Source organism: Rhizobacter sp. P5_C2, from assembly GCF_054049715.1.
Map to the genome: position 1 here is coordinate 1 of NZ_JBFULV010000011.1, position 14,982 is coordinate 14,982.

At 65.8% G+C, this 14,982-nt stretch carries 11 protein-coding genes; 4 read left to right on the forward strand and 7 right to left on the reverse strand.

What is annotated here, in order from left to right:
- Together ACXJLU_RS05715 and ACXJLU_RS05720 are read right to left on the reverse strand one after the other, a co-directional pair.
- A partial coding sequence (locus tag ACXJLU_RS05715; RefSeq protein ID WP_457329483.1) for a cation:proton antiporter domain-containing protein occupies nucleotides 1-416 on the reverse strand: 416 nt, incomplete at its 3' end.
- A 67-nt stretch (nucleotides 417-483) separates the two neighbouring features.
- A complete protein-coding gene (locus ACXJLU_RS05720; protein ID WP_457329484.1) occupies nucleotides 484-3,606 on the reverse strand; it encodes a glycoside hydrolase family 3 protein in 3,123 nt (1,040 codons plus the stop codon).
- A gap of 252 nt (nucleotides 3,607-3,858) precedes the next feature.
- Here ACXJLU_RS05720 and ACXJLU_RS05725 point away from each other — a divergent pair, with 252 nt between their 5' ends.
- A complete protein-coding gene (locus tag ACXJLU_RS05725) occupies nucleotides 3,859-4,683 on the forward strand; it encodes a DUF8757 domain-containing protein (RefSeq protein WP_457329485.1) in 825 nt (274 codons plus the stop codon).
- Here the strand turns inward: ACXJLU_RS05725 and ACXJLU_RS05730 are convergent.
- The 3 genes from ACXJLU_RS05730 to ACXJLU_RS05740 all read right to left on the reverse strand — a co-directional run bounded on the left by ACXJLU_RS05730 (nucleotide 4,640) and on the right by ACXJLU_RS05740 (nucleotide 7,973).
- Nucleotides 4,640-5,140 (reverse strand): DUF488 domain-containing protein, encoded by a 501-nt coding sequence (locus ACXJLU_RS05730; protein ID WP_457329486.1) that lies wholly within the window; start codon nucleotides 5,138-5,140, stop codon nucleotides 4,640-4,642. The genes ACXJLU_RS05725 and ACXJLU_RS05730 overlap by 44 nt on opposite strands.
- 607 nt (nucleotides 5,141-5,747) lie before the next feature.
- Nucleotides 5,748-7,169: an ArnT family glycosyltransferase gene (locus ACXJLU_RS05735; protein ID WP_457329487.1), complete on the reverse strand. Its 1,422-nt coding sequence runs from the start codon at nucleotides 7,167-7,169 to the stop codon at nucleotides 5,748-5,750.
- Between the two features lie 42 nt (nucleotides 7,170-7,211).
- Nucleotides 7,212-7,973, reverse strand: a complete 762-nt coding sequence (locus ACXJLU_RS05740; protein WP_457329488.1) for a MipA/OmpV family protein — start codon at nucleotides 7,971-7,973, stop codon at nucleotides 7,212-7,214.
- A 232-nt stretch (nucleotides 7,974-8,205) separates the two neighbouring features.
- On the opposite strand from ACXJLU_RS05740, the gene ACXJLU_RS05745 reads away from it, so the two are divergent.
- On the forward strand, nucleotides 8,206-8,898 hold the full coding sequence (locus ACXJLU_RS05745; protein ID WP_457329489.1) for a response regulator transcription factor: 693 nt from the start codon (nucleotides 8,206-8,208) through the stop codon (nucleotides 8,896-8,898).
- Nucleotides 8,898-10,139 (forward strand): histidine kinase dimerization/phospho-acceptor domain-containing protein, encoded by a 1,242-nt coding sequence (locus ACXJLU_RS05750; protein ID WP_457329490.1) that lies wholly within the window; start codon nucleotides 8,898-8,900, stop codon nucleotides 10,137-10,139. The genes ACXJLU_RS05745 and ACXJLU_RS05750 overlap by 1 nt, the downstream gene beginning before the upstream one ends.
- Nucleotides 10,140-10,181: 42 nt before the next feature.
- On the opposite strand, the gene ACXJLU_RS05755 is transcribed toward ACXJLU_RS05750, so the two are convergent.
- Nucleotides 10,182-10,757, reverse strand: coding sequence for an isochorismatase family protein (locus ACXJLU_RS05755; RefSeq protein ID WP_457329491.1), 576 nt, complete (start codon nucleotides 10,755-10,757; stop codon nucleotides 10,182-10,184).
- Nucleotides 10,758-10,972: 215 nt separating this feature from the next.
- Between ACXJLU_RS05755 and ACXJLU_RS05760 the strand changes: the two genes are divergently transcribed.
- The gene (locus ACXJLU_RS05760; RefSeq protein WP_457329492.1) at nucleotides 10,973-13,231 is read left to right on the forward strand and encodes a hypothetical protein; all 2,259 of its coding nucleotides are present in this window, start codon (nucleotides 10,973-10,975) and stop codon (nucleotides 13,229-13,231) included.
- A gap of 413 nt (nucleotides 13,232-13,644) precedes the next feature.
- On the opposite strand, the gene ACXJLU_RS05765 is transcribed toward ACXJLU_RS05760, so the two are convergent.
- Nucleotides 13,645-14,877 (reverse strand): alpha/beta fold hydrolase, encoded by a 1,233-nt coding sequence (locus ACXJLU_RS05765; RefSeq protein ID WP_457329493.1) that lies wholly within the window; start codon nucleotides 14,875-14,877, stop codon nucleotides 13,645-13,647.
- Between the last annotated feature and the right edge of the window lie 105 nt (nucleotides 14,878-14,982).

Genomic DNA, 14,982 nt, shown 5'->3' on the forward strand with positions numbered 1-14,982 from the left:
GCTGTCGCGTGCGGCGGCGCCGGTGCCGTGGCCGCCACCGCGTCGGGCGGCGCGACGATCGCGCCCAGCGCCACCGCGGCGGCCCACGGCAAGGTCGGCACGAGCGCATGGGCCACGACCGCCACCGCGGCCGTGGTCAGGCCGACGGCGACGATCACCAGGCTGGCGAGCGGCGCCCAGTTGTCCCGGAGATCCCTCAGCGACGCGTCGTAGCCGGCATCGACCAGGATGGGCGCCACGAACAGCGCCAGCACGAGGTCGGGTGGCAGGCTCATCCGGGGCGCGCCGGGGATCAAGGCCAGCAGCGCGCCACCGATGGCGAGGAAGACCGGGTACGGCGCCCCCGCGCGCCGCGCGGTGGCCGCCAGGACCACGGCCGCCATGAAGAGGATCAGGAGCTGTTCGAGTTCGTGCACCGGCGCAAGTATGGCCGCGCCGCCACCGCAAGGAAAGGCACGAAGCGGTGGCGGCGACCGCGATCCGTCAGGGCCGGAAGGCCACGGTGCGCACCGTCATCTGCACGCCGCGCTGGTCGTTCCAACGCGGGAACACCGAGAAGCTGCCGATGCGCGCGATGTCGAGGCAGGCGGCGGCCCCGGCCAGCACCGTGCTCATCGGCACCGACACCGTGGCCCACGCGCCTTGCGGCGGCCGGCCGATCGAGATGTCGGCGGTCGCACAACCGGCGCCGCTCTCCAGCTTGAGGGTCAGGTCCGAGGTGTTGCTGCCGTAGAGGTAGGGGTAGACCTCCAGCGTCAGCCGCCCGGCCCGGTACGCCGACAGGTCGGTCGCCGGGCCGCTGATGAAGACCATGCCGTTGGCGCCCGCGGCGTTCGAGAACTGCATGCGGATCTCAGCCGGCGACGCACCCACCGGGATCACCTGCCAGCTGACGTGGCCGGCCGTGCTCTGGTAGCTGCTGAAGCCGAAGCCCGGTGCGACGCCGTTCGGGCCGAACAGCGCGAAGTCGCTCTGCTGCCCCGAGCAGCCCGAGACCCCGCCCCCCAGCGCACCGCCCTTGACCACCTTCAGGTTGGTGAAGGCCAGCGTCAGCGCGCCCATCGACTCGAGGCTGAACGGCGTGTCGATGCTCGCGAGGTTGGCGCCGGTCGACGCGAAGCAGCTGAGCGGGATCTTCAGCGTCTGCTTGACGTTCAGCGGCAGGCTGCGCAGCGTCTGCGTCAGGTTCACCGTGCCGCGGCACGGGTAGCCGCAGTCCATGTGCAACTGCACCGCGGCGGCAGGCGCCTGCGAGACGATGGTGTCGAACTCCAGCGTGCCGTCGGTGTAGCCCGAGAGGTTCTGGCCGCTCGCCGCCTTCGAGAAGATCTGGCCCGGCGAGAACCAGGTGACCAGCTTGGCGTCCTGCTGCGTGTTGATCTGCGTGGTCTGCACCCGCATCGCCGCGGTGCCGGTGGCCGGAACGTTGAGGGTCGCGTTCAGGTCGCTGCCGACCGGCACGCTGGCCCAGTTGTTGGCGGCGGTGTTGACGTTCAGCGCAAACGGCGCGACGTCGCCCTGGTTGAACAGCACCAGCGTGCCGCTGCCTTGGCCGCAGGCCGAGGGCACGGCCGGTGTCGGCAGCGTGCCGACGCTGGCGGTGTTTGCATAAGTCAGCCCGTAGCCCGGCGCGAATTGCGGCGGCTGGCCGTCGCCGAGGTTCAGCGGCGTCTGGCAGGCCGAGGCCGGCCACGAGAACGACAGCGTGCCGTTGAAGTCGAAGCCGACCGCGCCCTGCGCCGTGCGGTAGAGCACGTCGCTGACGCCCTTGCCCTCGGTGCCCGGCAGCCAGCCGGCGACGAAGGCATCGGACTTGTTGATCAGGTCGTTCGCGTACAGCGGGCGACCCGCCAGCAGCAGCGTCACCACCGGCTTGCCCTTGCCTGACACCGCGTTCAGCGCTGCCAGGTCCTCCGGGTAGTTGGCCGCGTGCGCGAGCGTGCGGCTGCCCTTGATGTCGCCGGCGCCTTCGGCATACGGCGTCTCGCCGATCACCGCGATCACCACGTCGTAGTTGGCCGGGTTCTTGTCGGTGCCGGTCGCGCTGTACTCGACGTTGGCGCTGCCGGCCGCCTCCTGGATGCCGGCCAGCACGGTGTCGCTGATGCCGGTGAAGTCGGCATTGCTGTTGCCGGTGCCCTGCCAGGTCAGCGACCAGCCGCCCGACTGGTTCGAGATGCTGTTGGCGCTCTTGCCGACCACCAGCGTCTTGCGCCCGCGGGCCAACGGCAGCAGCACGCCGTTGTTCTTGATCAGCACCAGCGACTTGCGCACCGCGTCGCGCGCCAGTGCACGGGCCACCAGCTGGCTTTGGACTCCGGCCCCGGCGGACTGCGACGGCTTGCGCCCGTTGAACAGCCCCGAGCGCATCTTGACCCGCAGGATGCGCGTCACCGCGTCGTTGATGCGCGCGATCGGGATCGCCCCCGAGCGCACCTGGGCCGAGGTGTTGCCGATGAAGGCCTGCCACTCGTCGGGCACCATCACCATGTCGATGCCGGCGTTGATGGCTTGCGCGCAACTCGCGTTGCTGCAGCCGGGTACCTGGCCGATGCCGTTCCAGTCCGACACCACGAAGCCGTCGAAGCCGATCTTGGTCTTGAGGATGTCGGTCAGCATCTGCTTGCTGCCGTGCATCTTGCCGACGTTGATGCCGGCGGCTGCATTGGTCCAGCTGTTGAAGGACGCCATCACCGTCTGCGCCCCGGCGCCCAGCGCGCTGTAGTAGCCCTGGCCGTGGATGTTGATCATGTCGGCGGTCGACGCCATCGTCACGCCCTGGTCGACGCCCTGGTCGGTGCCGCCGTCGCCCATGAAGTGCTTGGCGGTCGCGACCACGTTGGTGTCGCTCGCGAAGCTGCCCTGCAGGCCGGTCACGTAGGCGCCGGCGTAGGCGCGCACGATGGTCGGGTCCTCGGAGAAGCTCTCGTAGGTGCGGCCCCAGCGGTCGTCGCGCACGACGGCGATCGTCGGCCCGAAGATCCAGTTGATGCCGGTGGCGCGCACCGCCTGGCCGACCGCCGCGCCGATCTGCTGCACCAGCGCAGGGTCATGCGCCGCGCCCAGCCCGATGTTGTGCGGGAACAGCGTCGCCTGGTAGACGTTGCTGTGGCCGTGGATCGCGTCGGTGCCCCAGATGATGGGGATCTTGGTGGCCATCGAGCTGGCCATCGACGCGTTGTAGTACTGGTCGGCCAGCGCCACCCAGGCGGCGGCACTCGCGTGCTTGTCGCCGTTCGGCCACGAGCCGCCGCCGTTCAGCACCGAGCCGATGAAGAACTGCCGCACCTGGTCGGGCGTGATGCTCTTGATCTCGGGCTGCGTCATCTGCCCGACCTTCTGCTCGATCGTCATCGCCGCGACGATCTGCGCAATGCGCGACTCCATCGCCGGGTCGCGCGCGATCGCGCTGGTGACGGCCGGCCAGTCGGTGTAGGTGGGGGCGGGCGCGATGACGGCAGCGGCCTTCTCGGGCGGGGCGCCGGTGGCATGGGGGCTCGTTTCCTCGGCTGAGGCCGAACCGCCTCCGCCGCAGCCGGCGGCCAGCAGCGCGCTCAGCACGCCCAGGGCCGCGGCACCGTGCCGGGCAAGGTGCTTCGAATTCATGGTGTCTCCTCGGGATCTCGGAATGGCGGTCGGTCCGGCATCCGCTTTCTCTTCGTGGCGCGTTCGAGGGTGAACGGTCAAGTATGGAAGCGGTTCCACAGATTGTTGGGGATGCGGCAAACCTCCTTGCAGAGGGATAACCCGCTGGTCAACGCCGTATCGTCGCAAAGACCATGGAACTCTTCGCCATCTGCAAGCAACTCAGGCTTTGATCAACACGCCGTGGTCCCGCGGCATCACAGGAAACCTTGAATGGCAACAGACCACCAACGCATCCTGATTCTCTGCAAGACTTACCCGTCGCCCAGTGTGCGTTACGTCGAGACGTCTTGTGTGGCCGGCATGGCTGAGGACGGCCGGCTGGTCCGCCTGTTCCCAGTGCCCTTCCGGCTGGTTGAGGATGATCAGCAGTTCAAGAAATGGCAGTGGGTCCGCGCCCGAGTGCGCCGCGCACAGGACGATGCCCGACCGGAGAGTCATCGCGTCTCGGTCGACACGATCCTGCTGGAAGGCGAGCCCTTGCCCACGCGCGACTACTGGATCGCGCGGCGAGAAGCGATCGAGGGAGTGCCGGTTTTCAATTCTTTCGACGCATTGGATGCGGCACGTGAAGCCGATGGCGTGACGCTGGGTCTCGTGCGCCCCAGCCGGCTGCTGGGCCTGGACATCACACCCGTGGACAACGCGGAATGGACCGAGGATGAGAAGGCAAAGCTGCTGCAGGAGCAGCAACAGGGCAACCTGTTTGATGCCAACGAAGATCAGCGCTCGTTGAAGACGCTGAAGAAGCTGCCCTGCGACTTTCACTACCGCTACGAATGCCAGACTGAGGCTGGCTCGGCCGAGTTCCGGCACAAGCTCGTGGACTGGGAGGCCGGTGCCCTGTATTGGAATGTGCATCGCCGTGACGACTGGCAGGATGCGTTTCGCCAGAAGTTCTTGACGGAGTTCAGCGATCGAGACGTGCTCTTCCTGCTGGGCACCATCCACCGCTTTCCCAAGCAGTGGTTGATCGTCAGCGTGCTCTACCCACCTAGGCTGCCAGACGCGCTGATGCGTCAGCAATCACTGTTCTAACGGTCAGATGCTGCACGGCCGGCGCGCCGGCCTGGTGAGCCGCACGGGCGACATAGGTGCGGTGGCAAAAGCCGAAATCGGCCTCGAAGCACACGAGGCAGGCGCTCTGAGCGAGCACCGTTTGGGTCAGGTCAGCGATTTCGGCCTTCTGGGTGGCCAGGTACGCGAGGAAGCCGCGGGTGTACGCCTGCCAGTCACCGTCCGCCTTGTAGCGATTCCGAACGGGCTTCGGGCAACCGAGTGCCGGGCGGTGCTCGTACGCGATGCCCTCCGCCGCCAACGCCTCACGGAAGGATGTCTTGGAGAAGCCCTTCTTGCGTGACAGCGGCAACTCGCGCACATCCACGATCAGCTCGATGTGCGCCTCCTTGAGGCGCTCGATGAACGCGTCAATCGACAGACCTTCGTAGCCGAAGGTGAACAGAGCGCGTGCAGGACGGTGTGCGAATGAAGCCAAGGTGAGGACCAGGCGAGGGAATGAGAGATGAAGTTTACCGAGTGAGGGCCATAGCGGTGAGCGCGAAGGATTTCCGTTCCAACGGGAGGGAGTCGAAGGCAGCAATGCAGTGTCCGTGGTGAAATCCGACGACATGATCGCGCGGGTGCCCTGAAATGGCCGCGGAACCTCAGGAGTAAACACTCTCTCATGTCGACCGTCCGCAGCTAGCGACCGTGGCGTACACACCCTCTGACGAGACCGCCTATCGTTTCGGCGCCACTGCGCTGGGCATGTTTGCCGGCATGGTGCTGGGCGTGGCCTTGATCGCGCTCGGCTTTGCCACAGGTGGCTTCCTCCCGTCGATTCCGCTTCTCGTTTTTGGCGGTGGGGCGGCGGGGGCCCTGACAGGTCTGTTCTTTCCGGCGGTTGCGATGCTGCTCGCTGAAGGGGCAGCCCATTTTGTGATTGGGTCGGCAAGTGCCGCCTCGGACGAGCAGGTATTCCCCGAACGAGATGCATCGCGTTGGCTGGTTGCCGCTTTCTTCTTCGGCGGGGCCTACGGCGCAGCTCGGTGGGGCCCGCGATGGACACCGCTTCGGGATCCATTGTTTTGGCAGCGTGGCTGTCATCGCGCGCAGAGGCGAGACAGGTGCAGCAGGACGAAGCCGCCGACGTCGGTCCGCTGCGTGACGCAGTCGAAGCTTGCAAGGACGTTGGCGTCGTCATTGCGCAGCGCGACAAAACCGCCGTTCGGTGCCAGGCGCTTCAGCGCCTCAGCCGGGGCGGTGACGAACTCCGCCCGGCCTGCGCTGTAGAACGAAGCCGAGTGAAGCCGTTCGGTCACGAACACCAGCGGCTCGGCATTCTGATGGCGCTGCGCTTCCCAGGCGCTGATAACGGCCTTGGCGGAGCTGCTGCCGAAAGTGCCCGCACGCTCAGCGTGGATGAGGAGTCCCAGCGCACTGGCGGTCGACAGTGCCAGTCCCCCGGCAATCCAGGCGTGCATGCGTTCTGAGCCGACGCGACGCCACAGCCAATGGCTGGCCAGCAACGCCATCGCCGGGAGGGCCGGCAGCGCATACGGCAGGATGATGTTGCGCGCCGCTGTGAAGAACACGAGCGGCGCCAGTGACCAGCACGCGAGGTAGGCTTGCCATGAGCGCGTGTCGACATCGGGGCTGGCAGGCTCGGTCCGTGCCACACGAGGCGTGGATGCAGCGGCCAGCAGCAGCAGCGGCCAGGGCAGGGTCGACACAAGGGCGAAGAGCCAGATCGTTCCCGGAGGAAAGGCATGGGCGAAGCCATAGCGGTCGCCGGACCATCCCGGCGTGAGGAAGCGGTGCCAATGTTCACCGACGAGGTAGTAGTCGATGAAGCCGGGCGTCTTCAGTTCTGCCGCGATGTACCACCAGGCGGCAGCCGCGGTCGTCGCTGCCAGCCCCGGAATCCACGGGACGTCCCTCAGCAAGCGGCGCCCCTGCCCTGTCCACACGGCCCAGGCCGCCGTCGGCAAGCCTGCCAGCACGAGTGCCAGCGGGCCCTTGGCCAGCAGTCCGATCGCCAGGCCGGCGAACAACAGGATGGCGCCGTCGCGATACCGCGGCCCGTGCAAGGCCTGCCATAGGCCGCACAGCGCGAGCGTGTTGCCGACCACGAGGGCTTCGTCGGTCATCACGGCGCCGGCCGATACAAGGAACAGGGACGCACCGCACAGCAGGCCGAGGGTGGCCAGCGGTGGGGTGTCGCGGCGTGATGCCGCCAGGCGGCCGCATGCTGCGGCGACGAACAGCATGCAGAGGAAGTGGGGCAGCCGGGCCGCGAGCTCGTTGACGCCGAACACCTTCATGCTGGCCGCGGTGAGCCAGAACGACAGCGGCGGCTTGGCCCAGAACGGCACGCCGTTGTCATGCCAAGGCGTGATCCAATCGCCGAGCTCGAGCATCTTGCGGCCGATCTCGGCATAGCGCGCCTCGGTGGTCTCCATCAACGGCAGCCAGGCCATGGCGAACAGGCGCAGCGTCAGCAAAGCGGCGATGAGCAGCACCATCGCCTTCGACAGGCGACCTGCAGGGCTTGTGGCCGGCATCGCTCAGAAGAGATACAGGTAGCCGAATCGGACGCCGTCTTGCCTGGAACGCTCCACCAAGGGGCTGTCCTTGATGCCGGCGCCCAAGCGGGTCGTGTTCAGGTCGAGCGAAAGCTTGTGGCGCGGTGCGAGCGAATAGCCGATCCGCACCCCGGCTTCAACGTTCGTCGTGGACTTGCCCGGGTAATACGGGCGCGTCGAGGTGGATTCATCCGCGCGCACGCCGTAGTAGTAGTCGACGTACTTGCCGTCGAAGCGGTGGAGTGCGAGGCGCGGTGTGAAATCGAAGTCTCCGGCCTTGAACTCACGTTCGATGCTCAGGCTGGCGCGTTTCCCTTTGCTTTTGCTGGAGGCGTCTCCCAGAAGTTCGACGGACAGGGTGGCAATGTCGGTAGTCAAGCTGCTCGCGCCGCCGACCCAGAAGCTCGCCTTGCGCTCGGCCATACCGGCCAGGTAGGGGGAGTCGCCGGGTTCGTATCCGTCCCCGGCATAGTGCAGCCTTGCGCTGAACGACAGGGCGTCAGTCGACAGCAGCTTCAGATCGAGGGTCGGTCCGATCAAGCTGACCCAGCGGCTGTCATAAAAGATGAAGGGCAGTGCCTTCGCCTTGTTGTCGAAACTTCGATAAGGCTTGCGGTCGTACAGGGTCACGAGGCCGAGGCCCCATTGCGAGCCTTGCCGTTCCTCGTCGGCCTGAGCGGAGAACAGCGTGAGCAGGCCCAGGGCGAGGACACCGGCTCTGACGACGGGACGAATGTGGGACATCATGGAATTCCAGGGGTGGGTTGAACCGGCCAGCGACTTGTCGCGGCACATGACACGAACGAGCGGATTGGGGCGCCCGATGCGTGAAGCAACCGTGAGGTTCGCCAGGCGTCCCGAGCGCCCTTTTGCAGGCGGCTTCAGTGAATGAACTGGCAACGGTCAGAATGGAAGGCGTTGACGTGTCCTCGCTGCGCAGCAATTCCGCACGCGACGTCCATCCATGAGGCCCGTGATGCATCGCGAACGTGTTTTGCTCGTCGAAGACAACCGAGACCTGGCTGCCTCGATCCTGGAGACTCTGGAAGAGTCCGGGTTCGATCCGGACTATGCAAGCGATGGTGCGCAGGCACTGCGACTGGTGGAGAGCACATCACCTCCGTTCGATGCGGTGCTGCTTGATGTAGGTCTCCCGCGCATCAGCGGATTCGACGTCTGCACGCGACTGCGCAGCGATGGTTTTCGCTCACCCATCCTGATGCTCACCGCCCAAGGCGCCCCGGACCAGGTTGTCGAGGGGCTCGACAGGGGAGCCGACGACTACATCGTCAAACCCTTCGAATCCAAGGTGCTGGTCGCCCGCGTCCGGGCCGCGATTCGAAGGTTCCTGACCGTCCCGAACACTGCCGGCGTCGTCCAGGGCGCCGGCCTCACCTTGGACACCAGGCAATGGAAGCTGCTGATCTCGTCGGGCGAGACCTGCGCACTGACGCCGCTCCAAGGACGTCTCCTTCACACCCTGATGCGACACGCGCCACGCGTCGTCTCGCGCGACGAGCTCGAGAGCGCCTTGTGGGGCGATGACGACCGGCCTGCAAGCGACGCATTGCGCACGCATCTCTACCAGCTTCGCCGTCTGATCCACAATGCTGGAGGCCGCGCAGTCATCCAGACGCGAGGCAAGCAAGGCTATTGCCTGGAGCCCTGATGGCAAGCTTCGTTTCCACCGCGGAGCGGTCGAAGACGCTGTTCGCGAGGATGTGGCATCTGCTGTTGGTGATCCTTGTGTTGACGTTTGCGGTGAACGCGTTTCTCGTGAAGGGTGCGCTGCACCTGGGATCGGACTTCCAGACCGAGCGCCGCCTGCAGCGCATCGGCGACCACTGGAGCAAGCAGGCGAAGTTGGAGGAGCCGCTCGGGATCGATCCTGTCACCGTCATCTATCCCCGTTATGAGCTGCTCCCGCCCGAGCTGCAGCGGATGTTGTCGCCGGACAAGCGCGGCATCGTGGAGCTCGGCAACCAGGACCTGGACTACTACGTGCTGGCGCAGCCCCATGCGACCGGCCGCGCCTTCTACGTTGTCGAGTCCCACGCCGAGGTCAAACCGACCGAGACCATCGAGTCTCAGGTCTTCGTCTGGTACCTGATAGGCATTGTTCCGTTCGCCCTGCTGCTGCTATGGCTGTGCAAGAGGATCACCGGACGGGTCACCGCGCCGATGCTGGAGGTCGGGCGCCTGGTTTCGGCGCGCGATCCCCGAAGCCTCGAGAAGGTCGCACTGCCGGCCAATTCCCCCGTCGAGATCGAGGTCCTCGTCGTCCAGATCAACAGCGCACTGCAGAGAACGTCGGACGCTCTGGATCGGGAGCGCAGTTTCACCCGCTTCGCGAGCCATGAGCTGCGTACGCCAGCGGCGATCGTGCAAGCAGCTCTTGAGCGCATCGAGGCGCACAGCAGGCCGGAGCAGGGGCCGGCGATCGAGCGTGCCCACCGGGGGCTGCGTGACATGCACGCACTGGTCGACACGTTCTTGCAACTGTCCGGCGATACGGTCCGACCGGTGTCGGACGTGCTGTCGATCGATGAAGCTTGGGTGAGATCCTTGATCCGCCATCTCATGGGCGAGAGCCCGAGCCATGCGTTCTCGGTCCTGGAGCGGCATCCACTGTTGCTTTCGGCCCCTGCGACGACGGTCCACGTGCTCGTGGCCAACATGCTGAAGAACGCCGTCTTCCACGGTGGCCCGGAGCGCATTGAAGTGGTCGTCGACGAGTGCAGTATCGAGGTGCGGAATGGGCTTCCTGACACGCCATCGACGGCAGGCTTCGGGCTGGGGACCCAGATCGCGCATCGGATCTGCGAGCGGTTCGGCTGGACTTTCACGCTGACGGTGGCAACGCACCTCGCGGTGGCCCGGTTGTGGGTTCCCCCCGAGCGGCAGGCCTGATGATCGGATCAATGCTGATTGTCAAGACGCACCCAGTGCTGTTCAGCGAACGCCGCCTGGTGTAGCAAAGTCGACTTCCTCTGCTGTTGCGATTCCGTTCTTCCGTCCGGGGTAGCTGATCCACTTCATCGCGACGTTCAAGTCGGCAACGACGCTTGGGGCCTCAATCTTCGGCCCGTTCTCAAGCTCGAGACTCTTCGTCGTGTGCGCATCCTTGACCAGAGTCAGGTCGTAGCCGCGATCCAGTGCGCCATAGGCGGTGGCACGGATGCACCAGTTGGTCGCGGCGCCGGCCAGAACGATGTGCGTCGCGCCGATGCGCGCAAGCTCGGCTTCGAGCCCCGTCTCTTCGAACGACGACTCGAAATGCTTGTAGATCCGCGCTTCGCCTTGCGCGGGAACCAATTCTGGTACCAGTTGCCATGACGGCGAGTCGCGCACGAGTTCCTTGTCGTCATGTTGCACCCAGATCACGGGGACAAGTTGCTCTCGGGCGCGCTCAACAACGCGCGCGACGTTGTTGACGACTCGCGTGGTCTCCCAGGCTTCGGCTACGACGCTGACTTGAACGTCAACTACGACGAGCGCTGCTTGATTTCCGGCGCGGACTGTGGACATGGTCAGGATGCCTTGATGCGAGGTGGAGGGCAGGCGATCGATCTTCTGCGGCCGAACGTTCGAGTCAACCGGCCCGCGTAGGCAAGCGCCGCAAGCCCGGACTGAGATGATGCACCATGTGCCTCAGTCCGGGCTTGCGGCGCTTGCCGTAGCGGGTCCGGTTGAACGAGATGTCAGGCCTCATTGCCATACTCCGCCGGCAAGTCTTGCTGAAAATGCATCCCCACCTTGGATCAATCAAGCGCATGGCCAATTGCACGCGAACCCTTCTCCTCGTTGCGTTCGGCGCGGTGATCGCGTCGGGAGCCTGCGGTCAGACAAGGCCGTCGGGTCATCGTTCATGCGAACTAGGGTATGACAACAGCATCTTCGCTCCGAAGTCATGGCCTGAGCCGGACCTCGATTCGTACGCCCTGCGAAACCTGGGCATCGTCGTTCCGCAATACGATCACTTCTATCTGTTCATCGCCTACCGGAAGCTGTCCGCACTGTCGTTGACTCCCACGGATGTCGAACGGTTGCGGCCGTTCGATCCGTGCTGGGACGACGGATCGAGGCAATGGCATGGCCATGACGGGTGGTCTGCGTCCCCGATGCAATCGGCGCAGGAAGCCTGGCGGGATGCCCGGGCGAGGGTCCTTCCGCCATCTGGGCGGTCGCAGCAGAATGGCAGCTACGATTCCGTGCTGGGATACCTGGGCCGTTCCGTTCCGAACTGCAACCCGGACGCATATCGCAATGCCGCCCGTACCTTGCTCGACAGGTTGGCAGTGCACGGCGGGGATCCGTTCGTGGTCGAGTGGGCACGGGGGCAGGACCTGGTCCTCGGGAAGTGCACGGCGGTGTCCGACGAGCTCCCCGCCGCGGCGCCGGTGAACGCCCCGGATTGGTATCGCCATGACCGGGCGTACCAGACCGCCGCGGCACAGTTCTACGCGGGCCACTACCAGCGCGCCGCTGAAGCCTTCGACGCTATCGCACAAGAGTCGTCATCGCCCTGGAAGGACATCGCGCCCTACTTGACCGCACGTTCCCTGATTCGGCAGGCAAGCATCGACCGGGCGGCGGATAACGAAGCTTTGCTGACCGATGCCAGAACCCGTCTCGATGCTGCTGGCGCCGCGATCAAGGACGAGGCGCTGCGTGCCGATATCGCCCGGTTGGTGCAGCGAGTTCGCCTGACGCTGGAGCCGCAGGCCGTCAAGGCCGAGTTGGACCAGCACCTCAGCGCTGCGACGCTGCCTCAAACGATCGGACAGGACGTGCGGGACTTCGATCCGAAGGCTTTGCTCGAATTGCCCGCTGACGCCGATGGCCGACGGTTCAGTCAATGGCTGGACGCGATGCGGAGTACCCCGGAGTTGAACGGCGGCGAAGGTCGGCCGGCCAACGATTTGTGGCTCGTGGCTGCACTGCAGAACTCGAGCGCCGGCGGCCCCGAGGTGCCCCAGCTGCTGGCCCGCGCCTCGAGAGTCCCAAAGGCGTCACCCGCCTACTACACCGCGCAGTACCACATCGTGCGATTGACGCCCGAGCACGATCGGGCGATGAGGATCACCCGCGAGCTACTGGCCCTGCCGGATGACGAGTTCTCACGGCAGGACAAGAATCGGCTCAAGGCTGCGGCGATCGGTCATGCCCGGACGCCGCCTGAATTTGCCCTGCTTGCTTACAGGCAGCCCATCGCCATGACTTCCGCCAGGTACGACAAGGCCTCCTTGCCGGTCGTGGACTCTGCCACCGCCAAGGTGCTGAACGGGGCATTGCCCCTGGACACTCTGTTCGCGCTGTACGCCGATGCGGCGACCCCTGCACCACTGCGCGACGAATTGCAGGGAGTTGTCTGGGTGCGCGGGCTCGTGCTCAAGCGATGGGACGTCCTGCATCGGTTGAAACCTGCGCTGCAGGCGCGCCTGGCATCGGCTTCCCCGATCCTCTCGCAGCTGGACGCGGCCGAGGACCCGGCGGAGAAGGCCGCCATCGGTGCAATGTTTCTCGCGCGCTACCCGGGGCTCGTCGGCTCGATCGCCACCGGGATCCGGTGGGCGTCTCTGGGCGACGTGGGGGACATTGCCATCGCGAATATGCGTCCTTCGCAACTCGAAGAAGGCAGTCGGGGAAACTGGTGGTGCAGCCTCCCGGAGGGACGTTATTTCGCCAGCGACCCGGCGGTGCCCGAAGTCCCGCTGCCGGCTTTCGTCGGCAAGAAGGCAGCCGCGACATGGAAGGACGAACGCGCCAAGCTGCAGGCCACGCCGAACGCAACCGACTACCTTGCCAAGACAATCCTCTCGTGGGCGTCGATTCATCCCCGCGATGAACGGTTGCCGCCTGCCCTTCGCATGCTGGTCAGATCTTCACGCGGCGGCTGCGTCAGTCAGGAGTCGGCGGGCCTCGGGCGCACAGCCTTCCGACACTTGCATAGGCACTTCCCGGGTCGCGAAGAATCGAAGCTGACAAGAGTCCACTACTAAGAACCGTCGACCGACCGCAAACCCAGTTCCGGACTTTCGGTGCGAGACCTGTCAGGGTCGCCCAACGGAGCGTTATTCGTGGCAGAGTTCAAAATGAAGATGGTCAAGGTGCGCAAGACGACTGGCTGATCCGCCTGAACAGCAACGAAGTTCAACCGCGCGAACGGCGGAAAGCCTCGGAAAACGGGCAGCCGTCAAGGGTCGACGCCAGGCCAAGATCACTCCAACGAACCAACGAACCAACGAAGCGCAAGCGACGCGTTTCGCGAAAGGCGTCGACGCCAGTCGCTCAGTCCGCAGCAGTACAGATTGAGGGCGGTGTCAGCTCGCAGTAGAAGTAGGAATCCGGCACGCGACGCGTCGAGCATTGAGGGTTCGATGTCATTTGTCCGCGGTAAACGGGGCCGCCACGCTCACGCCCTGCCACGCACCATGTCGAGCAGCCGGCCGACGATGTGCTCACCATCGGCCCGCAGCCCGTTGTGGGCGTACTCGTTGGTGATCCACATACGCAACCCGCGCACGCGACTCGCGGTGTCCTCGGCGAATGATCGCTCCACATACATGTCGTCCACATACACGGTCGCAGCGACCGGCACCTCGTTGCGCGCCAGCCGGTCGGCGTCGTAGAGGCGCGGCCATGGATGCTCCGCAAGCAACTGCGCTGCCTCACGGTGCGCATGTAGCCCCGCGTAGTCCTCCCACATCCAGGGGAAGACGTGCTCCCCGCCGAGCAGTTCACCGCTCACCGCGTCGTCGGGGGCCAAGCGGTGCGCCGACCAGCGTGTAGCGCCGCCATCGGCATACGAGGACTCGTGCAGCGTCGCGTAGATTGGGTTGCGCTCCCACGCCGACGCCTGGTGCGCGTCCCAGAGGAACGCCGCCGATGCGAAAGGCAGCTCGAGCAGGTGATGCAGCCGTTCGAAGCCGGCGCTGTCGCCCAGCCACATCCCGGTCTGGCGGAACCGGCGCGCCGTGAGGCGTTCGCCGTCGGGCAGGCGAACGTCCTCGTCGTCGAGCCGGCGCAGGATGGTGCGCAAGCGATCGAGGTCGCCCGGGTACCGCGCGTGGTAGCGCTGGTTGGCTTCGCGCGTGCGCACCCAGGTGGCCGCGTAGACCTCGTCGACAGGCCGGCCCGTCACCGGTGCGAGGCCACCGGTGATCAGCACCTCGCGCAGACCCTCGGGGGCCAACGACAGGTAGGTGAGCGAGGTGAAGCCGCCGAAGCTCTGGCCGAGCACGCTCCAACGCTCGACGCCGAGTTCGGCACGGATCAGTTCGAGGTCGCGCACGATCGAGTCCGCGCGAAAGTGCGTGAGGTACTCGGCCTGATCGGCCGGCGTTGCACCAGGCAGGACAGAGCCGACCGGCGTGGAGCGCCCGGTGCCGCGCTGGTCCAGCAGCAGCAAGCGAAAGTCGGCCAGCGCCCGCGCCAGCCAGCCCGAAGGCGGACTCGTGGGGCGGGTGGCCTCGAAGCCGGGACCGCCTTGCAGGAAGACGAGGTAGGGGCGATCGCCGCCGTCGGGCGCTGCCACCTCACGGGTGAACACGCTGATCCTGCCGCGCTGCGGGTCGCCGTGAACCAACGGAACGGCGTGCTCGCGCTCGGTCAACACGGCGCCGGGAATGGGGTAGGTGGTGCTCATGGCGACACGATAGCCAGGTAACGATGCGATTCGAAGTAAAGACGATTGATCTCGGGGGCCTTGAAGATCGGAAGTTCGATGCGAACCGACTTCGTGCTCGACGCG